The sequence below is a fragment of the Pseudobutyrivibrio ruminis HUN009 genome, from assembly GCF_000703005.1.
GTDB classification, from domain to species: domain Bacteria; phylum Bacillota; class Clostridia; order Lachnospirales; family Lachnospiraceae; genus Pseudobutyrivibrio; species Pseudobutyrivibrio ruminis_A.
On sequence record NZ_JNLH01000001.1, the window covers coordinates 2109074 to 2130712 of the forward strand.

The 21639-nt window shown below is 36.0% G+C and carries 26 protein-coding genes; 2 read left to right on the forward strand and 24 right to left on the reverse strand.

Features of this window, described 5'->3' with window-relative positions; all coding sequences use genetic code 11:
• Positions 1-33: 33 nt before the first annotated feature.
• The 11 genes from BO15_RS0109500 to BO15_RS0109545 form a co-directional block, all read right to left on the reverse strand.
• Positions 34-402 carry a zinc ribbon domain-containing protein gene (locus BO15_RS0109500; RefSeq protein WP_033154110.1) on the reverse strand — a complete coding sequence of 123 codons (369 nt, stop codon included), beginning with the start codon at positions 400-402 and terminating at the stop codon, positions 34-36.
• 14 nt (positions 403-416) lie between these two features.
• The gene (locus BO15_RS0109505; protein WP_033154823.1) at positions 417-632 is read right to left on the reverse strand and encodes a hypothetical protein; all 216 of its coding nucleotides are present in this window, start codon (positions 630-632) and stop codon (positions 417-419) included.
• 200 nt (positions 633-832) lie between these two features.
• Positions 833-985 carry a hypothetical protein gene (locus tag BO15_RS13645; RefSeq protein WP_157752338.1) on the reverse strand — a complete coding sequence of 51 codons (153 nt, stop codon included), beginning with the start codon at positions 983-985 and terminating at the stop codon, positions 833-835.
• Positions 986-1336: 351 nt separating this feature from the next.
• Positions 1337-2689 (reverse strand): zinc ribbon domain-containing protein, encoded by a 1353-nt coding sequence (locus BO15_RS0109510; RefSeq protein ID WP_033154111.1) that lies wholly within the window; start codon positions 2687-2689, stop codon positions 1337-1339.
• A 70-nt stretch (positions 2690-2759) separates the two neighbouring features.
• Positions 2760-3284, reverse strand: a complete 525-nt coding sequence (locus BO15_RS0109515) for a 2'-5' RNA ligase family protein (RefSeq protein ID WP_033154112.1) — start codon at positions 3282-3284, stop codon at positions 2760-2762.
• A gap of 326 nt (positions 3285-3610) precedes the next feature.
• Positions 3611-5071: a carbon starvation protein A gene (locus tag BO15_RS0109520; RefSeq protein WP_033154113.1), complete on the reverse strand. Its 1461-nt coding sequence runs from the start codon at positions 5069-5071 to the stop codon at positions 3611-3613.
• 120 nt (positions 5072-5191) lie between these two features.
• Positions 5192-6202, reverse strand: coding sequence for a LytS/YhcK type 5TM receptor domain-containing protein (locus tag BO15_RS13275; RefSeq protein ID WP_052169872.1), 1011 nt, complete (start codon positions 6200-6202; stop codon positions 5192-5194).
• A 101-nt stretch (positions 6203-6303) separates the two neighbouring features.
• Positions 6304-7041 carry an alpha/beta hydrolase gene (locus tag BO15_RS0109530; RefSeq protein WP_033154114.1) on the reverse strand — a complete coding sequence of 246 codons (738 nt, stop codon included), beginning with the start codon at positions 7039-7041 and terminating at the stop codon, positions 6304-6306.
• A gap of 29 nt (positions 7042-7070) precedes the next feature.
• Positions 7071-8171, reverse strand: a complete 1101-nt coding sequence (locus BO15_RS0109535; RefSeq protein ID WP_033154115.1) for a GGDEF domain-containing protein — start codon at positions 8169-8171, stop codon at positions 7071-7073.
• 120 nt (positions 8172-8291) lie between these two features.
• Positions 8292-9038 carry a lysophospholipid acyltransferase family protein gene (locus tag BO15_RS0109540; RefSeq protein WP_052169873.1) on the reverse strand — a complete coding sequence of 249 codons (747 nt, stop codon included), beginning with the start codon at positions 9036-9038 and terminating at the stop codon, positions 8292-8294.
• Between the two features lie 67 nt (positions 9039-9105).
• Complete coding sequence (locus BO15_RS0109545) at positions 9106-9435, reverse strand: LysM peptidoglycan-binding domain-containing protein (protein WP_052169874.1); 330 nt, start codon at positions 9433-9435, stop codon at positions 9106-9108.
• A 170-nt stretch (positions 9436-9605) separates the two neighbouring features.
• Between BO15_RS0109545 and lexA the strand changes: the two genes are divergently transcribed.
• Positions 9606-10220, forward strand: a complete 615-nt coding sequence (gene lexA, locus BO15_RS0109550) for a transcriptional repressor LexA (protein WP_033154116.1) — start codon at positions 9606-9608, stop codon at positions 10218-10220.
• 50 nt (positions 10221-10270) lie between these two features.
• Here the strand turns inward: lexA and rsfS are convergent, their stop codons facing one another.
• The 8 genes from rsfS to BO15_RS0109590 form a co-directional block, all read right to left on the reverse strand.
• Positions 10271-10618, reverse strand: coding sequence for a ribosome silencing factor (rsfS, locus tag BO15_RS0109555; protein ID WP_033154117.1), 348 nt, complete (start codon positions 10616-10618; stop codon positions 10271-10273).
• A 14-nt stretch (positions 10619-10632) separates the two neighbouring features.
• A complete protein-coding gene (nadD, locus tag BO15_RS13520) occupies positions 10633-11820 on the reverse strand; it encodes a nicotinate-nucleotide adenylyltransferase (RefSeq protein ID WP_081828625.1) in 1188 nt (395 codons plus the stop codon).
• A 10-nt stretch (positions 11821-11830) separates the two neighbouring features.
• Positions 11831-12118 carry a ribosome assembly RNA-binding protein YhbY gene (gene yhbY / locus BO15_RS0109565; protein WP_033154118.1) on the reverse strand — a complete coding sequence of 96 codons (288 nt, stop codon included), beginning with the start codon at positions 12116-12118 and terminating at the stop codon, positions 11831-11833.
• A gap of 12 nt (positions 12119-12130) precedes the next feature.
• A complete protein-coding gene (obgE, locus tag BO15_RS0109570) occupies positions 12131-13417 on the reverse strand; it encodes a GTPase ObgE (protein WP_033154119.1) in 1287 nt (428 codons plus the stop codon).
• A gap of 68 nt (positions 13418-13485) precedes the next feature.
• Entirely contained in the window at positions 13486-13770 is a 285-nt protein-coding gene (gene rpmA / locus BO15_RS0109575; RefSeq protein WP_015549701.1) for a 50S ribosomal protein L27, read from the reverse strand.
• A 3-nt stretch (positions 13771-13773) separates the two neighbouring features.
• Complete coding sequence (locus BO15_RS0109580; RefSeq protein ID WP_033154120.1) at positions 13774-14100, reverse strand: ribosomal-processing cysteine protease Prp; 327 nt, start codon at positions 14098-14100, stop codon at positions 13774-13776.
• 2 nt (positions 14101-14102) lie between these two features.
• A complete protein-coding gene (gene rplU / locus BO15_RS0109585) occupies positions 14103-14411 on the reverse strand; it encodes a 50S ribosomal protein L21 (RefSeq protein ID WP_028236391.1) in 309 nt (102 codons plus the stop codon).
• A gap of 138 nt (positions 14412-14549) precedes the next feature.
• A complete protein-coding gene (locus tag BO15_RS0109590) occupies positions 14550-14918 on the reverse strand; it encodes a hypothetical protein (protein ID WP_033154121.1) in 369 nt (122 codons plus the stop codon).
• Between the two features lie 232 nt (positions 14919-15150).
• On the opposite strand from BO15_RS0109590, the gene BO15_RS13280 reads away from it, so the two are divergent.
• On the forward strand, positions 15151-16230 hold the full coding sequence (locus tag BO15_RS13280) for a GGDEF domain-containing protein (protein ID WP_052169875.1): 1080 nt from the start codon (positions 15151-15153) through the stop codon (positions 16228-16230).
• A 14-nt stretch (positions 16231-16244) separates the two neighbouring features.
• On the opposite strand, the gene BO15_RS13285 is transcribed toward BO15_RS13280, so the two are convergent.
• From BO15_RS13285 to hisB, 5 genes are read right to left on the reverse strand one after another with little or no spacing between them, the layout of a single operon-like run.
• Positions 16245-17129, reverse strand: coding sequence for a ribonuclease E/G (locus tag BO15_RS13285; protein WP_052169876.1), 885 nt, complete (start codon positions 17127-17129; stop codon positions 16245-16247).
• The gene (locus tag BO15_RS0109605) at positions 17119-17835 is read right to left on the reverse strand and encodes a TIGR03936 family radical SAM-associated protein (RefSeq protein ID WP_033154122.1); all 717 of its coding nucleotides are present in this window, start codon (positions 17833-17835) and stop codon (positions 17119-17121) included. Before BO15_RS0109605 ends, BO15_RS13285 begins: the two co-directional genes overlap by 11 nt.
• On the reverse strand, positions 17825-19690 hold the full coding sequence (locus BO15_RS0109610) for a TIGR03960 family B12-binding radical SAM protein (protein ID WP_033154123.1): 1866 nt from the start codon (positions 19688-19690) through the stop codon (positions 17825-17827). Before BO15_RS0109610 ends, BO15_RS0109605 begins: the two co-directional genes overlap by 11 nt.
• 7 nt (positions 19691-19697) lie before the next feature.
• On the reverse strand, positions 19698-20978 hold the full coding sequence (gene hisIE, locus BO15_RS0109615; protein ID WP_033154124.1) for a bifunctional phosphoribosyl-AMP cyclohydrolase/phosphoribosyl-ATP diphosphatase HisIE: 1281 nt from the start codon (positions 20976-20978) through the stop codon (positions 19698-19700).
• 22 nt (positions 20979-21000) lie between these two features.
• Complete coding sequence (gene hisB, locus BO15_RS0109620) at positions 21001-21594, reverse strand: imidazoleglycerol-phosphate dehydratase HisB (RefSeq protein WP_033154125.1); 594 nt, start codon at positions 21592-21594, stop codon at positions 21001-21003.
• Between the last annotated feature and the right edge of the window lie 45 nt (positions 21595-21639).

Sequence of the window (21639 nt, forward strand, 5' to 3'; positions counted from 1 at the left end):
GTACCAATATTCTACTCGTGTAATTATTTTCATTTAAAACCTCATTCCGCATTTAGGGCAAAAATCAAAGTCTTCAGCTGTCTCGTAACCACAGTTATTGCAGTGTTTGAAGAAGCCTCTCCCATTGCCTACTTTAGTGAGATCTTGAGGCTTGATTTGTAGGTCTTCTCCTGAAGCTATTCGATTACCTATTTCAGGATTAATTTCATATACACTGCCACAGCAGCTCATCTGAACATAATATCTTTTATTCCATTTAAAAGTTGGGATAAAGAAAAGAGATAGAATTGTATAGAGCATGAAAACCTGATATCTTCCATATTTCCCACAATTATCACATATGACAGTCTGACTAAAGTCAAAGTCTTTGCGACCATCAGTAATTCCCATAATAAAAAACATAACGTATTCTTCCTTTAATATATCTTTTCAATTTCTTCTGTGATGCCGTAAATCTTTTTAAATGATGCTAGGTCTTCTTGATTCTTTATAAGCATTACTTCTTCAAAAGCACCGGTGGAAAGATCCCTAAAGCCAGCCACCTGCTCACCTGTGCATATGCTGGCTTTAATAATAGGTTTCTTTGTGGTTTTATCATATCTAACGAAATCTTTATATCTAAAATATTTTATTAGCAACGAAATATCTATTGTCCATAGAGATAAAATAAAAATAATAATATCCAAAATGAGAAATAATATGCCTTTGCTATCATTCAAGTATTTATAATACCCAAGAGTTAGAAAAACCATAATTGGTATAAAAGGAATCAAAAATAAAAGATTTAAAGGGTTCCAGAATATTTCAGCTGGATTGTAATCACTATATACTACTATTGTTTTTCCAAATTTATTACATATATATTTTTCAGATCCTTTGTATTTTTTCTTTCTAGGGCCTTTTTTTGAGGCATTTTTTTCCAGTTAGCCCCTTCTTTAGCCATTGAGATTATTTTGTCTGCTTGATTTAATCCTTGAATTGACACTTTTTTCTCCTTGTTGAACGATAGTCACATTTGTGACCCTTGTATTTGCTAAAGATTTCAGCTCACTTTTCTGTCAATCAATATCCTGGCGTGATTCATTCGTGCTGGCTCGCGCATATCCATAAACTCGGTTTTCATCAAATTCTTTTATCATTGAGCACACACCTGTTCAATAAATGGCTTTTATATTTTGTGAACACTTTTTCCAATAATTTTGCGCTCCCCAAAATATCAATCAGATAAAAAACGTTGATATTACTGGAAAACGCATCATTTTGATTAACATGGCTCTATTGTAGTATATTTACAAGTTTTCGCGTTCACAAATCAACTGTTTTATTGGACAATGATTTATTCTATATATTCTGATGTAATATTTGGTAGAGTGACCTGTTTTCCTAAAACTGTAGTGCTTGTCGATGTTCCATCACATTTACCATAAACTGTTATGTAATCACCTTCAAGTATATGAGATTCTCCATCATTGTAATAATAATAACAATCCCATTTATTACCACTACTATCTTTTACATAGATGGTAACAGAATCAAAAAGGCCTTCTATAATTTGATCTACAGTGCCACTAACTTTAATATATTTACCATCGAAATCATCCGGATTTCTTAACACATCATTATATGAAACGGTCTCACATAAGGTTTTATAATCTTCTTCAGAAATGTTGTTATTATTAGCGACTTCAGGTGTAACAACACTATAGTCTGCAAGGTTTTCACTAGATGCTTCTTGCTTCAAAGAAGAAGCGTCATCTCCTACAGCTAAGATTTCACAATCGTTTATATTTACAGAAGTTCCAATACTACCATACGAATTATAATCTGCGACTGTGCCATATACCGCAACAACATCATCTTCTGAAATACTATTAGTCACATCTTTTGATGTATAAAAATTACTCATCATATAACCATCAACTAATGTAGATTGAATCTTTTCATTATCCAACTCATCAACATTTATGACGGTATATATTTTAACGCCTTCCAGATTTGAGCAATAGGTGTTTAAATCGTCTGGTGTAATGTAATAATATCCTGCATTTTCAATATCTGCAATTTTAGAATCAAGATTGGGTTCGTCAACAATTTCATCTGTTGTTACGGTATTTATATCACTATTTTCAGTAATTTTTTCTGCAGATTGTTGAGTTGCTGCGGCATTAGTGCCTTCTTTCACAGCTGTCATTCCTCTTGATATAACAACAGCGGCAATAAATAAACCAATTGATGTTAGAATTCTTGTTATTTTTGGATTTGAAAGATTTCTATTGTCCCAAAATTCAAGGATTTTCTTTTTAGGTAATATCGCTAGCCCTGAGAGAAACAACAGAACTGCTGGAATTATTCGTAAGTTAATGAGTGCAATAAAAAAGGTTAAAAAAACGAAAACAGCAATTATGTAATATAATATCCTTTCACCATTTACCATCTTTACTAAAGGAATTTCAACATCTTTGATATCGACAGTATGCTTCTTATGGGTATAGTCAAAAGAACTTTTTATATCACTAGATTGAAATAAATCTTCATTACTCTCTTTAACTAATTCAGTTGGAATAGTATGGGCATCAGTTGTAGATTGTAAGTGTTGCTTTACAATATCAATTGGACAGCCGCAGTTAGGACAAGCAGTTGCATATTCTGAAAATTCTTTATTGCATTCTGGACATTTTAATAGAGCCATATAAACACAACCCCTCCTTAATAATATATATATTGTTTGTAGTAAATATTACATTAATACATAAAAAAAGTCATTTTTTCAAGGATATCTCGCTAACATCTTGGTGAGAATTAACCTTGGCTAAGCCTATACGTACTATTTGAGCGTCTAGCGCCTTAAAATCGTTCATGCACATTATAGCTTTAGCCATTTGATCTTTATTTAATGTTTTAGCTAGGGTAATGTGTGGCAACCATGAAAGCGGTTTATAGTAGTTACTTATTGTTGTTTCCGGAATATCAGCAAAAGCTTCGCATATATCCTGCTGAAGATTAAACAAGTACTGGTTTAAATATGGCGCAGCATATATTACCTTCGGCATAAACTGGCCTACAGATATTATTGATATATCACCGCCATGTAATTTGTTATTAAGATTTTCAAAAGTAGGCACCAGTACATCTATGCTTCTAGCTTCTATTGCGGTTAGCGTCATATGGGGAGGCACGTTATTATCTAGCATAAAACTATTGCCTGATGCCTCTGCTATTTTGCAAATATATTCCTGAAGCTTTTCAGTTGTATTTTTATCAAAATATGCTGATATTAAATACATTTACACCTCTTCTATAGATTGTCTTATTTATGACTTTCAATTTGCTTTAGAGATTATCCTATTACTCGTCTTCTAAAGTCTGCTCTGACACTATTGTATATTCTTTGCCATTACGTAGTTGAGAATATTTTTAGTCATCATATACCTCATTTATCATTAATTGTTTTTATTTTAGTTGTTATTAGGAATAATTTAAAGCGTAAATTACCATGTTTTTGAGAGACGTATATAAAAAAACACTTATGATTGAAAATTTCTAATCAACCATAAGTGTTTTGATTTGTACTATATGATTACCTTATCGGCTCCTATTTATTCACTTTTTATCATACATGATGCATCATCTTGAAATGAGAAACTGTATCATGTTGTTTTAATGTAGCTCTTATAAATAATCCGAGGAAAACAGCGGCTGCAATTATTCCTATTGGATAAGCTATTTGTGTAGATAGATGTAAGCACTCTGGTGCACAGAAGAAATATGTGACAGAAACTGCTGACATAAATGTTGCAGGAACTGCTGTGAACCAGTAATTCTTTGCATTTTTATATAGATACATTGATGCGGTCCAAAGAGCTATCATTGCAAGTGTCTGATTTGACCAGCTGAAATATCTCCAGATTACGCCATAGTTTAACTGACTAATCAGTGCACCGGCTGCAAGAAGTGGAACGCAAATGTACAGACGGCTAAGGTATGGTTTCTGGTCAATCTTGAACCAATCAGCTATTACAAGTCGTGCTGATCTGAAAGCTGTATCACCAGATGTTATAGGACAAGCTATAACTCCAAGCATTGCTAAAACGATGCCTAACCCTCCCATTGTCTTTGTGCAGATATCATATACACAAGTAGCCTGACCATTTGCAAGCATTGCTGTTAAACCAGTTGTAAGACCTCCTGTCGTTGCATAAATTGCACTACCTGCTGCTGCCCAGATAAGAGCAATAATACCCTCGCTTACCATTGCTCCGTAAAATACCATATGGCTTTCTTTTTCTGAAGAACAGCAACGAGCCATAAGTGGTGATTGGGTTGCGTGGAAACCAGAAATAGCACCACATGCAACAGAAACAAACATCATTGGCCAGATTGGTGTGTTATCTGGATGTAAGTTGGCTAACTGAATCTCTGGAATGGTATAACCGTGTGTAAAAATACCTATGGCTACACCAAAAGCCATAACGATAAGGCATATTCCGAATACTGGATAAAGCTTTCCGATGATTTTATCAATTGGAATGAATGTGGCAATGAAATAATAAATTAAGATTATTGCCAACCAAAAATACGTGTTAGTCAGAAGACCTGAACCACCCTGATTTCCAATTAATAAAGAAATCAAACCAGCAGGACCAACTGCAAATACTGTACCAACCATTACAAGGAGTACGACGCTGAATATGCGCATAATAGTCTTCATTACATTTCCAAGGTATATGCCTGTAAGCTCTGATATGCTGGCTCCATCGTGACGCATGCTCATAAATCCTACAGAAAAATCATGAACACCACCAGCTAAAATGGTTCCTAGTGTAATCCAAAGAAAAACTGATGTGCCCCACTGCGCTCCTGCTAATGCACCATAAATTGGACCAAGGCCTGCAATATTTAGAAGCTGGATTAAAAATAGCTTCCATTTTGGCATTACAACGAAATCGACGCCGTCGTTGATTCGAACAGCTGGTGTTTGTCTATCATCTGGTCCGTAGAGTTTTTCTATAACCCTTCCGTAGACGAAGTACCCTCCTATAAGTACTGCCAGACAAATAATAAAACTAATCATATACATACACCCCCGTTACATTTATTTTGTCCTATAAGGACATCTCTTAACCTGGAGTATAGTATCTAATTTTACCTACAACAACGGGTTCGGACTGAAATGCTAAAAACAGGTACTGATTTACATGCTATAATAGTCCTTTATTTCGTGGATTATCTTTCTGCTGATTGGAATAATAGTATGATTATCATCTTTCATACAAAGTGCATAACCGTTATTGGCATCTGGTTGTAAGGAATCACCTTTTGTAAGATTTGCAATATAGCTTCTATGAATTCTTACAAATGAGTTGTCGTCAGATTCTAGTTTCTTCTCCCATTCAATAAGTGGCTCATTGCTATAATAAGTCTGGTTTTTACAATATATTTTTGCTCCTTTATGAATGGCCTCGATGTAATAGATATTATCAGCTTCTACAAGCTCTGTGTGATCTCCTGCCTGTAATCCAAAAGGACCAATCTTTTGCTTGGCTTTTGTCTTTTCAAGTAAATCGTTGTTTATTGTTTCAAGCCTTTCATTATCTGCTTGAAGCATTTGTCTCATATATACATCTTTAAAAATTGAAAAGAATAAAAGCATACCTATGGAATTAATTATTACCATTGGTATTGTTAACGTCTTTACAATTTCTATTGCTACAGAAAATGGTTTCACGAAAATTAAAAGATTTATCATATGAAACCCTTCCGCAGCAGCTGTAATTACAAGTAGCGTGGTCCATTTTAATGTATAATTCTTCTTTTTAAGAATCTGATATATGACAGCTGACAGTATTCCTTCTAAAAATGTAGAATATGCGCAAGCAAATGTGGTTAATCCATGTGGATCAAATAGAAATCGATGAATAGCTCCAATAGTTCCTGCCGTGATTCCCACTATTGGACCGCAAAGCAGTCCACCTGCTAGTACGCCTAACACTCTTGTATTTGGGATAGCTCCCTGAACTATTCCGCCTGTGCAGGTTGAAAATATGCAGAAACCACCAAAAATTCCGCCTAGAATGAACTGACCTAGTTTGGCGTGACCGCTATCCTGGCATAAAATATGGTCAATATATGGAATTTTTGTCAAAGCTAGAGCAATTAAAGCCAGTAGCCCTATATTTATAACCATGTCATAACATAATTCCATAAGCCGTCTCCTTTTACATATTTTATTTTACGTCCCAGCACCACAAGTTGCAATAGGTGTGAAAAAAGGGACCTATTCTATGAATAGGTCCCTTAAATATATTATAAACTTTTAACGAATTCTTTTACTGCATCAACAGCCTGATCAAGGTGATAATCATAGCAATGAGTATCACCAGGTATAAGCTTCAATGTGCAGTTAGCGAATTTCTTCGATGCTTCAATTCCGTATTCTACAGGAACTGCTTCATCAGCATCGCCATGTACAATTAGAACTGGGCCGGTATACTTTTTAATTGCTGCGTCTAAATCAATGGATTGAGCAACTCTTATATAATTGCCACTAAGTTCTCTTCCATCCCATGACTGAAGCATATCTGGGATGTTTTCAGGATCAAAAGGCTGTCCCAATAATTCGCCTTTTTTTGCTCCTTCTATTATAACATAAGCTGGAGAAAGTGGAATTAAAGCCTTAATTACATCTCTTTCCATTGCTGCAGCTAGTGTAACTGCAAGACCTCCCTGTGAGTGGCCGCACATATACATTTCTGTAACGAAATCAAGAGTTTTAGCGTAATCTACAACTGTAAGAATGTTATTAAGCCATTTATAGAGATTGTGATTCTTGAATTCACCATCGCTATTGCCGTGGCCATATAAATCTACTCTTAAAGTGGCAACTCCTATATCATTTAATCCCTTAGATACTGCAAGGATGTGGTCTTCCTCGATGTGTCCTGTAAATCCATGAAATACTAAACATAGTGGACATTTAGTAGCCCCATTTGTAGGCATATCAAGCTTTGCATTTAGCTTAATGCCGTCATCAGTAATAAACATTATTGTCCCCCTTTTTTACATTATTTATTTTAGCAAACCTGGTTTCTACCATTTTGTTTTGCTTCGTATAATTTTTCATCAGCACTCTTGATGAAGTTTTCTAGGCTTTCATTAGGCTGGTATTTTGCAACTCCAAATGATGCAGTGACCTTTATAGATGTACCGTTATACTTTAAATTCAGATTAGCTATAGTTTGGCATAGACCTTCAATTATTTTGCAGAATGTTTGATTATCGGTCTCTCTTGAAGATATTAGCAAAAACTCCTCTCCGCCCCATCGAGATACTTTTATATGTTTCTGAGAGCTGAGAATTTTTGATAATTCTATTAAGATATAATCACCTGCTAAATGTCCATATGTATCATTTATAGTTTTGAAATAATCAATATCCATTATCGCTATTGAAATTTCTGTATTATCAATTGATTCGTTGAAGCATGTAATTCTATCCTTTGTATATCGTTGCATGTATTGACGATTATTGAGCTTTGTAAGGTAGTCCGTATTGGCTATCATTTTTACATCATAGCCATACTGATTTGTTCTCAATGAAGAATTATATACATGTACTATTATTTCAATAAAGATTAACAAAGAATTTATAGCAAATAAAACCTTGGCAATGTCTTTCGAAACATAGTAGCGTGTATATATGATTTCATTGTAATCAAGTATAGTTAAAACATAAAATGTGACCATAATTAGAATCGCGAATAAATACATAAGTGCTCGGTCAATTATCGTTTTCATAGGGGTATAGTATGGTGTAACGGTTCCTAACATCATCCCAAAGAACCATAAGTTAAAACCACAGTCATAGCCTAAAAAAACTGTGGCAAAAATGATGTGTAGATAGATTTCTGTCATACCAATTCTATATGCTACAAGCTCAGAACCGATCTTACACAAATGACATGTAAATACATATAAGGCGATGCTAAATACATTAATAATCGCCATTGGAGTGCAGCCGACAGCTATGTAAAAAACTTCTAATGCGGTATGAACAAAAACATAAAATAATGAAAAGTAATAATATCCCTGACTAGGACTGGTGACGGTAATGTGAGGATCCTGAATTATCAATGAATCCAGTAGATTCTTAGTAGTATTTTTAAATTTTTCCATATATTAAACTCTCCAATAAAAAACTCCGAAATCATTTTAAATGATTACGGAGCATTTTTACAGTATTTTATGAAAGTATTTGAGATATTGCTTCTTGATATACCTATTTTTAAATGACGATTAGTACTCAGGATCTTTTTCTGGATTATTTACATATACTCCAAATTCTTCCATGGTAGAAATGATGGTATTTCTAACGATATCTGCAACCTCATGGGTTTTCATATCTTTGTAGGTTTCGTAATAGATTGGCTCGCCAAATATTACTTTTGTGGTAACGGGACCAGGCTTAAAGCTATTAAAAGCAAGGTAAGAATCGATAAGTGTAACTGGAATGATAGGCACTTGAGCCTTCATAGCGCATTTGAAGCTGCCTGGCTTGAAACGCTGAACGATATTGCCATTGCTGGCATATCCGCCTTCAGAGAAAAGAATGAAGCGCTTTCCTTCCTTTACTTCCTCTTCTATCTGAGCCATGATACGAACGTTTTGACGTACGTCATCCAATGCTAAACGCTTGGCACCAAGCAAATCTACCATTTCGCGAACAAGGAAACCGTATGATTTGGCCTTGTCCATAACGAATGTACATGGATTATGATGTGCATACATGATTCCAAGAGCGTCATATTTGCCCTGATGGTTTGGATACATGATGTATCCGCCCTCCTCAGGAAGATTTTCTGTGCCATAAACTTCGGTAGTGATTCTGGCAGATTTCTTAAGATAACGTATAAGTCGGAGTGCATATGCGTATCTTGTATTCTCTGGGTATTTTTCTTTATGTTTTATCATTTTACGCATAGTAGGAACAATTTCAGGTCCACGTTTTGCGTTAAACAGAATTGCTATTAAAAAACGAATCATAATAACTCCCTATCCATATTCTCTATATATGATAGTACCATAAATGGGGGAGCCCTGTGAATACTTACTACAACATATCGTATGAAGAGTATTCGATAACAAGATAATTACCAGCTGTAATATCATCGTCCAGAAGATGATTCATTGATTTGATATTGTCGATGAAATCCTGTTTGTCTGTGTAATCTGGGCCCATGAACTGATCTGCTATGGACCACAAAGTGTCACCTGGCTGGATTTCATAGCTAGTGTAATAGGTGTAAACCTGACGATTTGTTTCGGCTGCTGCTCTATTAGAAAAGAGAATGAAGCTGAATAATAAAGTAGCGATAATGCCTGCTAATAACATGATTTTTCTATTTCTAACGATACGTTCTGACTTGTTATATACCTTCATAATATCAAACCCTCCAAAATAAATGTTCGGAACCTTTGTTCTGGTATCAATATAAATCCGAACGTTCGTTTTGTCAATACTTTTTTCGAACAAAATTTCGGAAAATGTGTTTGCAAAAGTATGTTCTTTGTGATATTGTAAAATTAATAAAAAAGAAAGGAGCCTTTCTTATGGCATACGGAAAAATTTCTGCAAAACAGCGCGAAATCCTTGAAGTTATTAAAAAAGAAATTTTAAATAAAGGTTATCCTCCTACTGTTAGAGAGCTTTGTGATGCATGTAATCTTAAATCTACATCATCTGTTCACTCTCATTTGGAGACTCTTGAAAAGAATGGATATATCAAGCGTGACCCATCAAAGCCACGTGCTATTGAAATTGTTGATGATAATTTTAATATTGTTCGTCGTGAGGTAGTCAATGTTCCTGTAGTCGGAAATGTTGCTGCTGGTCAGCCACTTCTTGCAGTTCAGAACATCGATGAATACTTCCCTATTCCAGCTGAGCATATGCCTAATCAGCAGTCGTTCATGCTTCGCGTCAAGGGTGAGTCAATGATTAATGCTGGTATTCTTGATGGAGATACTATTATTGTTATGCAGCAAGATACAGCTAAAAATGGTGATATGGTAGTTGCTCTCGTAGATGACAGCGCTACTGTTAAGACATTCTATAAAGAGGATGGACACATTCGTTTACAGCCTGAAAATGACACTATGGATCCTATCATTGTTCCAGACTGTCAAATCCTTGGTAAAGTATTCGGTGTTTTCCGTTTCTTCTAGTGTTATTTATACTTAAAAAGCCAATCTTTTCGGATTGGCTTTTATTAATTCTATAAGTCTGCAGCATCAATAAGGATGCCATCTTTCCAAATTCTTTCCAAATCGTAGAATAATCTATCTTCTTCAGAGAATAAGTGAACAATTACATCTTCGTAGTCCATAAGTACCCATGTGCTTTGTCTGTTACCCTCGATAGATTTAGCGTGAATTCCGTTTTCGTAAAGAATTCTATCTACTTCATCTTGCATTGCATTCATCTGACTTTGGTTTGATGCAGAAGCAACGATGAAATAATCAGCCATGATACTTACATTTGAAATATCAATAGCTTTAACATCGATAGCTTTCTTATCGTCAAGTGCTTTGCAAACAAGTTTTGCCATTTCTCTTGAATCCATATTGTACCTCTCTTCTATTTATTAAGTAATTTACGATAATAATTAAACGTATCTATTGTTGTTGGATCTACCATATCAGGATTGCTATTAAGATAGTTTACTGAATCCTCAAGAATCATATATACGCACAAATCTAAATCACTATAAGCTACCGAACGAATTATATCTAACCTTGGCTGCTTGTCACGGCCTGGTTCAATATAATCTGCCACAAAAATGATTTTATCCAATAAACTCATATTTGGACATCCAGTAGTATGAACTTCAATTGCATGAGCGATTTGCTTGTCCTTTACGTCATACTTTTCTTTAGCGTAATATGCTCCAACTTTGCCATGGAGCAAGTGTGGATATTTATATTCGATATCAGTGATAGGAATATTGTTTTTCTCGCAAACACTAATACGTTTTTCATCTGAGATGCATTTTGCGCAGTCGTGAAGCATACCAGCTACCATAGCATTTATAGCTGGATAATTCCATCTTATTGCTAAGCTATATGCTGTTTGAGCTACTCCTATGGTGTGAACATATCTACTTACTTTTAACTCCTTTTTCATTTCATCATCAAGACGCATAACGTCTTCCATGGTGTATGAATCAGGGGCATAAAGATTATGCTCAATTATGTAATTAAAGACTGCTTCAGGCATCTGATTTTTAATATCTGGATTTATTCTGATTTTGTTTCTTATTGATGAGGATGCAATATCGTTTGCAATATAATCAATTAAGAAAAAATCACCATCAAAGATATTTTTGCATTCATGGATAGATTGCTCTATTTTATCCATATCATCCCCGGCTCTAGGCGCTGCAAGCACATTGCAATACTGGGAAATGATTTCAGGCTTAACCCAATTTTTGAAATTGATAAGGCTGTCGCTACCCATAATAAAGAATAATTCATCATCCGGGTGCTCTTGATGTAATTCTGTAAATGTAATATAAGAATAACTCTTTCCAGCTCTATATATTTCTCTGTCGTCTATTTCTAGCCCGTCGATGCCTTCGATTGCAAGTCGCACCATATCGTATCTACATAAATCAGCAACAGTTTCACTAGTATCCTTGTGAGGCGGTGTGCCTGAAATAAGGAAATAGACAATATCCAAGTCAAACTGCTTTTTAGCAGCCTGCGCTATTTCTATATGAGTGTTATGAATCGGATTAAATGTACCACCATAAATGCCAATTCTCATGATGTCTCCTTTACTGTGGAAGCTTAATAACAGGCTTTTTAGCAGCTCTGTAAAGCACGATCTTGCGACCGATAACACGAACAACTTCAGCACGTGTACGCTCAGCTAATACTTGAGCGATTTCCTTAGGATCATCAAAACAATTCTTTAATACATTTATCTTTATAAGCTCTCTAGCCTCTAAAGCTTCATCAACAGCATTTGTATATTCTGGTGTGAGTGAAGCCTTGCCGATTTGTAAAATAGGGCTCATATCGGCTGCTAAAGATGATAAATAAGCTCTCTGTTTATTTGTCATTTCTATACCTCTTTATTTGTAGTAATCAAATACTAGACCATACATACGAACTGTATCGCCTTCCTGGATACCCTTTTCCTCAAGCTCCTTCAAGATACCTTGCTCTTTGAGGAAGTTCTGGAAGAATAAGAATCCCTTCTCAGACTCAAGATTAGTGTATCCAAGCATTTTTTCAATACGTGGTCCTTCAACAACGTAATCGCCTTCATCGTTAATTTCTACTGTGTAAGGCTCGTCATTGAATGCTCTGATAGTAGGATCGAACTCCTGCTCATAAACGATTGGAGCATCGTCACATGTATCAAGAAGTCGTACAACCTCGTATAAAAGCTCTTTAATACCCTGACCGCTAACTGCAGAAATAGCAAATACTTTGATACCCTTAGGCTCAAATTCTGCTTTTAATTCTTCAAGAACCTGATTAGATTCCTCTCCGATTACATCCATTTTGTTGGCTGCGATAACCTGTGGCTTTTTAAGAAGAGCTGAATCATATGCTTCAAGCTCAGCAGAGATAGTTTTAATATCCTCGACAGGATTACGACCTTCTACAGAAGCGCCATCAACCATATGAATGATAACCTTTGTTCGCTCGATGTGACGAAGGAATTCGTGACCTAGTCCGATTCCTTCAGATGCACCTTCGATAAGGCCTGGAATATCAGCAATAACGAAACCATTTATATCATCAACATCTACAACACCAAGATTTGGGCTAAGTGTTGTAAAATGATAATTTCCAATTTTAGGGTCTGCATTTGTTACACGTGATAAAAATGTTGATTTACCAACGTTTGGATAACCTACAAGACCTACATCAGCTATAACCTTGAGCTCAAGGATAACCTCTAATTCAATTGCATCTACACCTGGCTTTGCATACTTAGGTGCCTGCATTGTAGAAGTTGCAAAATGCTGATTTCCAAGTCCGCCTTTACCACCAGGAAGAACGATTTGACGTTTGTTATCACCGGACATATCTGCAATAACCTTTCCTGATTCGGCATCTTTGATAACTGTTCCTTCAGGAACCTTTAGGATTAAATCCTCTCCATTTTTGCCATGACAATTGTCTTTGCCACCCTCCTGACCTGGAGCTGCAGCAAATTTTCTACGATGTCTATAATCTGTAAGTGTGTTAAGGCCTGGATCTACTTCGAAAATTACATCTCCACCTTTACCACCGTCGCCACCATTTGGACCACCGTTTGGTACATATTTTTCGCGACGGAAACTAACGTGACCATCGCCACCCTTACCTGATTTTATAATAATCTTTGCTCTATCAGCAAATGCCATAAAAATCTCCTTATATTGAAATGAAAAACGACCCGACTTTACGTAACACGTATAGTCGGGTCAAATAATTACTGCTCTACAGGATAGACAGAAGCCTGCTTCTTGTCTCTTCCCTTTCTCTCGAAACGAAGTACTCCATCAACTAAAGCAAAAAGTGTATCGTCTCCACCGAGACCTACATTATTGCCTGGAAGAATCTTTGTACCGCGCTGTCTATAAAGAATGTTGCCAGCCTTAACGAACTGACCATCTGCTCTTTTAGCACCTAATCTCTTAGACTCAGAATCTCTACCGTTCTTTGTAGAGCCTACACCCTTTTTATGAGCGAAGAACTGAAGGTTCATCTGTAGCATGTCTTACACCTCCTTAATTTCTAGTGAAATATACTCATCACCGTATTGTTTTTGAATCTCGCCCAAACCAAGCAACATAGAGTCAATCAAAAGCTGAGCTCTATCAGATAGCTTTTCTGAAAAAGACATAACTAAATGTCCTCCATCTTCAGCTGCCTCAACACTAAAAGCATCATCAGTAAAACGCTCAATGCTGTTAAATGTGTTAATAGCTAATACTGAAACTGCAGCACAAACAATGTTTTGTCCTGCTTCTTCGGAACCGGCATGACCGTCCAAAGAAATCTGTTTAATATCTGCTGCTTGCTTGGAAATAATCACGGAAACCATAATTAACCGTTAATCTTTTCAATCTTAACCTGTGTGAAAGCCTGTCTGTGGCCATTCTTCTTGTGGTAACCTGTTTTTCTCTTGTACTTGTAAACGATTACCTTCTTACCTCTGCCTTCTTTAACAACAGAAGCCTCTACTGTTGCGCCCTTAACTGTAGGGTCACCAACCTTGAGATCCTTGTCGCTAACAGCAAGAACCTGATCAAAAGTAACCTTCTCACCAGCTTCAACGCCAAGCTTTTCAATGGTAATGATATCGCCTTCAGAAACTTTGTACTGCTTACCACCTGTTGCAATAATTGCGTACATGGTTGCTCCTCCTTTTTATCATTACTCGCCAGTTTCGGTGGTGCTTCGGAATGAAACACACTTCAAAAAACCACACTGAGCGGCATACTCAAGTATAATAGCACAGCGATTGGCTATCGTCAATAATTTAATTGAATATTACTCAACTGTATGTACATCTCCAAGATGTTTCTTGAGATATTGATCAAGAGATGAAAGATTATGTCCATTGCTCTCTCGTATTTTTCTAGCCTCTTCTTCTAAACAATGCCTGCAAGCTCTGTGCAAATCATCCTGCTCAGTAGTTTCAAACCATTTGTCGAATTGTTCTTCCAAGTCCGTATCTGATTTGAATCTGAATTTACTAAGTTGCAGTGTCAGTTGTGATATTGCACGCTGCTTAACGGCAATTCTTGCATCGTCTGTTAAGTTTATCTCAGGAAAATCTTTGTTATACTTTACAATCTCCTGCTCTGCAATCTGTTCAGCCTTTTTCTCTACTACAGGAATTATTTCGTTTAGTTCCATAATAGATTCCTATCCTATGATAAGGATTATTCCTTTCTGAATCAATGTTTGCACCAAATCATTAGAATTATATCATTATATTATGTTTAATCTGTTATAGAGCTGAATTTGTAATTATTCCTAATTTCAAAAGCTGTTTATTGTTGAAAAAGTCGGCACTAACGTTATTTACATTACATACGGCTAAAATTATAATTGTTTATATAATTTATACAACAGCGGAGTATAAAAGATGCCAATTAAAAAGCTTAATCAATGGATAAAAAAAGCACCAGCCCATAGTGAGGATTCCAGCAGCATGATATCTCTTGTTAGATACCTTCTTTTTGCATGGATTCCTTATTATTTTGCAGTTTTGATTTATACAATTATAGGAGGCTACTATTTTTATTCGGCAGTTCTAGTAATAGCTGTGGTGATATATGCAATTGCTTTAAATCTTTCCTATATAATTAGAGTTCGTACTTGTGCATTTATAGTAATTCTAACAACAATAGCATCTACTTATATCCTGACATATGGTTTTGGATGGCGATGTTCTTTTCAGAATATGATATATATTGCTTTTTTAGTTCTTTGGTATGACGCCATGAGTTCATTAAAGGTAAAGATAAGTCTGAGCCTGATAATAACAGCTATATTTCTTTCACTATCAACTTTAACTCCTTTTGGAGGTACAATCTTAGATCATGAATCATTGGAATTTAGGCTTTTAGTCTGGGCAAATATAATAGAATTTTCTATTTGTCTTTCACTTACTGCTTACTTCTACTGCACCTTATATGTAGATGTTGAAAGAACACTTCGTATTAATAATAAGCAGCTTAAGTTGATGTCTGAAACAGATACACTGACAGGTCTTATGAATCGACGGTTCGCACAGAACGAGTTGCAAGATATAGAGAAAGCTAAGGATATATCTTTTATCTCTATCGCAATCGGTGATATAGATTTCTTCAAAAGCATTAATGATACCTATGGCCATGATTGCGGTGATTATGTTCTTTCGGAGCTGGCTGAGCTTTTCAAGTCCTCCATGACTCTTCCAAATTTTGTGGCACGTTGGGGCGGAGAAGAATTTTTATTTGTATTTGTAAATAAAAATGGCGATGAAGCTCTTAATCGTCTGGAAGACCTAAGAAATAAAGTTAGAAATATAGATTTTAAGTATAAAGATCAAAGTTTCAATGTGACAATGACCTTTGGCTTGGAAGAATATTCAAGGACAATTGGTACTGAGTCAACTATTGAAGCAGCTGATAAAAAATTATATTTTGGAAAACAAGCAGGTAGAAATAGAGTCGTTTTTTAGGCTCTATTTCTTTTTTATATTGTAAATGTTGAAAAGATTTTGCTACGGGTAATTTCAAGAAGGCCAAGGTTTGAAAAACCGTGGATTGTAACTCTCGAAATATCAGAGTCAGTCAGACTATTGGCAAATTCAATCAATTTCTCTTCTTCTGACTTTGACACTTTGAGCAAATCAATAAGAATGATTCCTGATATAGAACGTAATCTGATTTCTCTAAACGCTTCTTCTAATGCTTCTACATTCACCTCAAATGGATTTTGTTTTCCGTAGTTCTTACCAGAATTTACATCTATTACAGTGAGGGCTTCGGTAGGTTCGATTACGATGTTTCCACCAGATTTCAAATGACATATCCTAGAGCAAATATTGTCTAATAGCTTTGTTATGCCATAAAGATTCCATAATGATAATGAATCATCGATGTAATATCTAAATGATGGATTAGCTTCATGGATGTCAGGCATATCGGTAATAACTTCGGAGTCAGAATTACAATATTTTTCTAAATAATAGTTTATGAATGTAGGATTCTCGGTATAGTCTTCCTGCTTTACAAAGTTACAAGAATATGGCTTAATACCTTTTCTATCCTGGTATATTTGGACATAGAATTGATCTTCCTGACAGACTTTCTTTTTATCGGAATGTCTTGTGATAAAGGAATCTGGAATAAGCTTTTTATTCTCGATATATCCTTTTATGGTCGAATCAAGCTTAAGGATACAACCGTCTACATCGTTAAGTACTTTTTCTACTGTAGCAAGATATACCTCGCCGATTTTGGTAACATCCAGATTGATTAAATCTACAGGCTTATCAAATTCATCAAAAGAAACAAGGAGCCGAAGCTCCTTATCGAAATATATTCCTTTTGTAATTACAACTTTTTTAATGTTCATCTCCTATTTCTCCTAGAGAAACAAAGCTGTCTGGTTCTCCTGTGTACATATCTACACGCTGAATATCAAGTGAAAGCTCATCGAATTCAGGCAAACCTAAATACTCGTGAAATGCCTTAATAACAAGCTCTGGTTTAATATTATCTGTGCTACCGCTTGAAAGAAGCAAATCATATACAGGCACATTATCTTTTATTTCAAGGTTAAAGCGATAGATTAATGGTTTTAAATCTAGCTCTCTTTCGCCTTTTTTAGTTTTCTTAATAATATTTATAGAAGCAGCTTCATCAAAGAACTTTTCTTTTAAATCTATGATATTTTCGATATAGCATGCATCATCCTTAGGATCTTTGTATGTAACGATATAGCTGGCAGCTGTAACTGCACTCATACATTTTTCAGCGTTATCTGGAAGATATTTGAAACCTGTAATTGCAAGGCCCTCGACCATGTTGCGATTAAGGCTTTTAAGACCTTCTTTTGATGATACTTCTTCCTTTAAATCGATATCCATATATTCGCCCACAGATGTAAGGCCTACACCAAGAGGTGCTGCAAATGACATAATCTGATGTGGGTTGAATCCCTCTGAATATCTAATTGGAAGATTTGCTCTTTTTACGGCCTTCTGGAAAAATCTCATTAAATCCAAATGGCCAACATATCTCATTATTCCTGTTTTTTCAAATTTAACTCTAACGCGCATTGTGACATACCCCCGAACCTATAGATTTTGCGCCGCATCCGCTGCAGCTCATCTTACAATTTGGAGTAACCTTGCCAGCCATGGCGTTATTCCATTCTCTCTTTAAGAAATCCTTTGTTACATGACAATCAATGAAATCCCATGGGAAAATTTCGTCTAAATCACGCTGTCTGTAAGCATAAAAATCGATTGAAATATTGTTTTTCTCAAATGCAGCAAGCCACTTATCAAAATCGAAATATTCACCCCAAGCATCGAAGAAGCATCCGCTATTGTATGCATCAAGAATTGCTGGACAAAGACGTCTGTCTCCTCGGGCAAATACACCTTCAAGAACAGTAACATCAGAATGATGCCAGTTGTATTTAAGTGATTTTTGATTAAGCTGTGCTTTCATTTCGTCATTTACAACCTTAGCACGGCGGAGATATTCTCCTGCTTCGTACATAGGAGCCCACTGGAATGGAGTAAATGGCTTTGGAACAAAGAAAGATGTAGATATAGTAATCTGACATCTACCCTGTCGCTGTTCCTTAGGAACTGTATCATAGTATGCAGCAGCAACTTCATTTGCAAGCTGTGGGATTGCTTTCATATCTTCGTCTGTTTCACCAGGTAAACCTAACATGAAGTAGAATTTAACCTTGTTCCAGCCACCCTTAAATGCAAGTGTTGCACCACCGATAATGTCTTCTACTGTAAGTCCTTTATTAATGACATTACGCATTCTTTGAGAGCCAGCTTCTGGTGCAAAAGTAATACTTGATTTGCGAACATCCTGAACCTTGCTCATTACATCCAAAGAAAATGCATCAATACGTAAAGATGGTAATGACACATTAACACCCTCTGATAAGCAATCATCAATAAGAAAATCCATAAGCTCCCCAAGCGCATGGTAATCACTTGATGAAAGGGAACTAAGGCTGATTTCTTCGTGACCGGTAGATGCTAATAATTCCTTGGCCTGTGCCTTTAATACTTCAACGGATTTTTCACGATTTGGACGATAAATCATACCGGCCTGGCAGAAACGACATCCACGAATACATCCGCGCTGAATTTCAAGAACAACTCTGTCCTGGATGGCACGAACAAATGGGATGAGCATCTTTGTTGGGTAACTAGATGAATCCATATCCTTTACAACCTGTCTTTCGACTGTTGCAGGAACATCTTCATAGATTGGTTTGAAATCTGCTATTGTTCCATCTTCCTTGTAGGATACTTCATAAAGTGATGGTACATATATGCCTGGAATATGACTGGCTTCTCTAAGGAAAGACTTTCTATCGAAGCCCTTTTTCTTGTGTGCTTTGTAAAGTTCGAGAAGTGTTGGATAGCTTGTTTCACCCTCACCTACGTAAACCAAATCTACAAAATCAGCGATTGGCTCTGGGTTTGTGGCACAAGGTCCACCAACAATAACGATAGGATCGTCATTTTCTCTATCCCTGCTTAATAATGCAACGCCTGCTAAATCAAGAATCTGCAAAATATTTGTATAACACATTTCGTATTGAAGTGTCATTCCAATAAAATCAAAACCTTTGATTGGGTCCTGTGATTCTAACGCAAAAAGAGGTATATTACGCTCCTTCATCAGATTATGCAAATCTGGCCATGGCGAATATACCCTTTCACAATATGTATCCTGACGTTTGTTAAGCATATCGTAAAGGATGGCAATTCCTAAATGTGACATACCAACTTCATAGACATCAGGAAAGCACATGGCAAATCTGATGTCTACGTCAGCAGGATTTTTGATTACGCTATTAAATTCATTGCCGATATAACGTGCAGGCTTATCAATCTGCATCAAAATATCGTCTGGTAATGCTAATTTCTTCATAAATAAATTATCTTTGAGCTAACTCCGATGTGATGTCTTCCCATGTAACACCCTTTTCAGCCATGAGAACCATCATGTGATAAAGGAAATCAGATATTTCGTATTTGGTCTCCTCTGGGTCAGGATTTTTAGCTGCAATAACGATTTCTGTAGCTTCCTCTCCCACCTTTTTAAGGATTTTATCAAGTCCTTTATCAAATAAATAATTAGTGTATGAGCCTTCCTTTGGATTCTTTTTTCTATCCAAAATAATGGCATAAACATCTTCGAAAACCTTAAGTGGATTTCGCTCAACATACTCCTTTTTAACTATTTCGTTGAAGAAGCAGCTTGGTGCGCCAGTATGACATGCTACTCCAACTTGAGAAACTTTCGCCAAAATAGTATCAAAATCACAATCAGCAGTCAATGACTTGACGTACTGTGTATGGCCACTTGTTTCTCCTTTAACCCAAAGAGCTTTTCTTGAACGAGAATAATAAGTCATTTTACCTGTACGTATAGTAGCGTTTAATGACTCTTCGTTCATGTAGGCAAGCATAAGAACTTCCCCTGTCTGGAAATCCTGGACTACAACTGGTACAAGACCATCTGAGTTTGGTTTTAAATCTGACCAGCTAAGCTTTGGCTCGAAATTGTCCATTTTGATGCCAGAATCAGAAAGCTCACTCTTTAACTGCATGATATCTGTATCAGTATCATTTATAAATGCACCAGAGATTCCTCTGATTTGATCTGATTTAAGTAATTTCTCTACATATGCAAAATCATTGTTATCAACCTGGACAATGTATGGAATGCTTGTGATGTTTTCAAGCCCCTCCAAAAGAGTGGTGTTCATGATTAAAAGCTCGTGAACATTATCCTGAAGAAAATCCTTTGTTTTGAAAAGAAAATCTACTGTTGAAAGTGAAACAAGCATTTTGTTAGCACCAAATCTTGCAGATGCCTCTTTTATTAGGTCGATAGTCTCTGGCTTTGAGCCGTTTAAAATAACTTCGATACAACCAGCGTATAAAAGCTTTTTAACGTCCTCAAGACGCTTAATATTTCCGCCGCCTGCTGTCTTAACCTGAACGTTACGATTAATTTCTCTTATAGCTAAAATGTTTTTCTCGTGCTCTTCATCTGTAGATGATAAATCATAGCATATGATTTTATCGATTCCGCTATCATCATAAACAGATGCAAGCTCTAATACGTCCTTTTTATTTTCAAGCTCTGTTGGACTTTTAACTGCCATTCCATCTTTGATGTAGATGGTGGCAACTATATTTTTGTGCTCCATTGTAAATACCGCTCCTTTAATACTAGATTGAACCCTTTGTTGTCATAGTATCTGCAATTCTAGGATCAATTGTGGTTGCCTCGTCTAAGGCTTTTGCAAATGCTTTAAAAATCGCTTCACACATATGATGAGAATTGCCTGGTGTTAAAACTTTGATGTGAAGGTTCATAGCTGCAGAATATGAAATGGCATAGAAAAATTCTTTTACCATTTCTGTGTCCATATATCCTATTTTTTCTGTAGGAAAATCTGCTTCAAAGGATAAATATGGGCGATTACATAAATCCACTGCAACAAGAACTAAAGTCTCATCCATAGGAAGAATGCAACTACCGTATCGCTTCATGCTTTTTTTACTGCCGCACGCTTTTTTGATTGCATTGCCAAGTACAATACCAGTATCTTCTATGGTATGATGACAATCGACCTGCAAATCTCCTTTGATTTCTGCAGTCATATCAAATAAGCCATGTCTTGTAAATGCATCAAGCATATGATCAAAAAATCCTATGCCTGAATTAACCTGACAGTTACCTGAACCATCTATTTTAAAATCGATGGTAATGTCTGTTTCTTTTGTTTTTCTAGCAACACGTGCTCTACGTTCTTCCGACATAACACCGCCCCAAATAATTATTTTTACAACCTTTTTTATTATACC

What these genes read in the sequence shown, in the direction of transcription:
- BO15_RS13285 (WP_052169876.1), bottom strand. Translation starts at nt 17,129, where the DNA reads ATGAACATTAAAAAAGTTGTAATTACAAAAGGAATATATTTCGATAAG.
- BO15_RS0109540 (WP_052169873.1), bottom strand. Translation starts at nt 9,038, where the DNA reads ATGATTCGTTTTTTAATAGCAATTCTGTTTAACGCAAAACGTGGACCT.
- BO15_RS0109515 (WP_033154112.1), bottom strand. Translation starts at nt 3,284, where the DNA reads ATGTATTTAATATCAGCATATTTTGATAAAAATACAACTGAAAAGCTT.
- rpmA (WP_015549701.1), bottom strand. Translation starts at nt 13,770, where the DNA reads ATGCTACAGATGAACCTTCAGTTCTTCGCTCATAAAAAGGGTGTAGGC.
- BO15_RS0109500 (WP_033154110.1), bottom strand. Translation starts at nt 402, where the DNA reads ATGTTTTTTATTATGGGAATTACTGATGGTCGCAAAGACTTTGACTTT.
- rplU (WP_028236391.1), bottom strand. Translation starts at nt 14,411, where the DNA reads ATGTACGCAATTATTGCAACAGGTGGTAAGCAGTACAAAGTTTCTGAA.
- obgE (WP_033154119.1), bottom strand. Translation starts at nt 13,417, where the DNA reads ATGGCATTTGCTGATAGAGCAAAGATTATTATAAAATCAGGTAAGGGT.
- BO15_RS0109605 (WP_033154122.1), bottom strand. Translation starts at nt 17,835, where the DNA reads ATGCGCGTTAGAGTTAAATTTGAAAAAACAGGAATAATGAGATATGTT.
- BO15_RS0109610 (WP_033154123.1), bottom strand. Translation starts at nt 19,690, where the DNA reads ATGAAGAAATTAGCATTACCAGACGATATTTTGATGCAGATTGATAAG.
- BO15_RS0109510 (WP_033154111.1), bottom strand. Translation starts at nt 2,689, where the DNA reads ATGGCTCTATTAAAATGTCCAGAATGCAATAAAGAATTTTCAGAATAT.
- BO15_RS0109520 (WP_033154113.1), bottom strand. Translation starts at nt 5,071, where the DNA reads ATGATTAGTTTTATTATTTGTCTGGCAGTACTTATAGGAGGGTACTTC.
- lexA (WP_033154116.1), top strand. Translation starts at nt 9,606, where the DNA reads ATGGCATACGGAAAAATTTCTGCAAAACAGCGCGAAATCCTTGAAGTT.
- BO15_RS0109580 (WP_033154120.1), bottom strand. Translation starts at nt 14,100, where the DNA reads ATGGTTTCCGTGATTATTTCCAAGCAAGCAGCAGATATTAAACAGATT.
- BO15_RS0109535 (WP_033154115.1), bottom strand. Translation starts at nt 8,171, where the DNA reads ATGGAAAAATTTAAAAATACTACTAAGAATCTACTGGATTCATTGATA.
- yhbY (WP_033154118.1), bottom strand. Translation starts at nt 12,118, where the DNA reads ATGACAAATAAACAGAGAGCTTATTTATCATCTTTAGCAGCCGATATG.
- rsfS (WP_033154117.1), bottom strand. Translation starts at nt 10,618, where the DNA reads ATGGATTCAAGAGAAATGGCAAAACTTGTTTGCAAAGCACTTGACGAT.
- BO15_RS0109530 (WP_033154114.1), bottom strand. Translation starts at nt 7,041, where the DNA reads ATGTTTATTACTGATGACGGCATTAAGCTAAATGCAAAGCTTGATATG.
- BO15_RS0109545 (WP_052169874.1), bottom strand. Translation starts at nt 9,435, where the DNA reads ATGAAGGTATATAACAAGTCAGAACGTATCGTTAGAAATAGAAAAATC.
- nadD (WP_081828625.1), bottom strand. Translation starts at nt 11,820, where the DNA reads ATGAGAATTGGCATTTATGGTGGTACATTTAATCCGATTCATAACACT.
- BO15_RS13275 (WP_052169872.1), bottom strand. Translation starts at nt 6,202, where the DNA reads ATGGAATTATGTTATGACATGGTTATAAATATAGGGCTACTGGCTTTA.
- hisB (WP_033154125.1), bottom strand. Translation starts at nt 21,594, where the DNA reads ATGTCGGAAGAACGTAGAGCACGTGTTGCTAGAAAAACAAAAGAAACA.
- BO15_RS13280 (WP_052169875.1), top strand. Translation starts at nt 15,151, where the DNA reads ATGCCAATTAAAAAGCTTAATCAATGGATAAAAAAAGCACCAGCCCAT.
- hisIE (WP_033154124.1), bottom strand. Translation starts at nt 20,978, where the DNA reads ATGGAGCACAAAAATATAGTTGCCACCATCTACATCAAAGATGGAATG.
- BO15_RS0109590 (WP_033154121.1), bottom strand. Translation starts at nt 14,918, where the DNA reads ATGGAACTAAACGAAATAATTCCTGTAGTAGAGAAAAAGGCTGAACAG.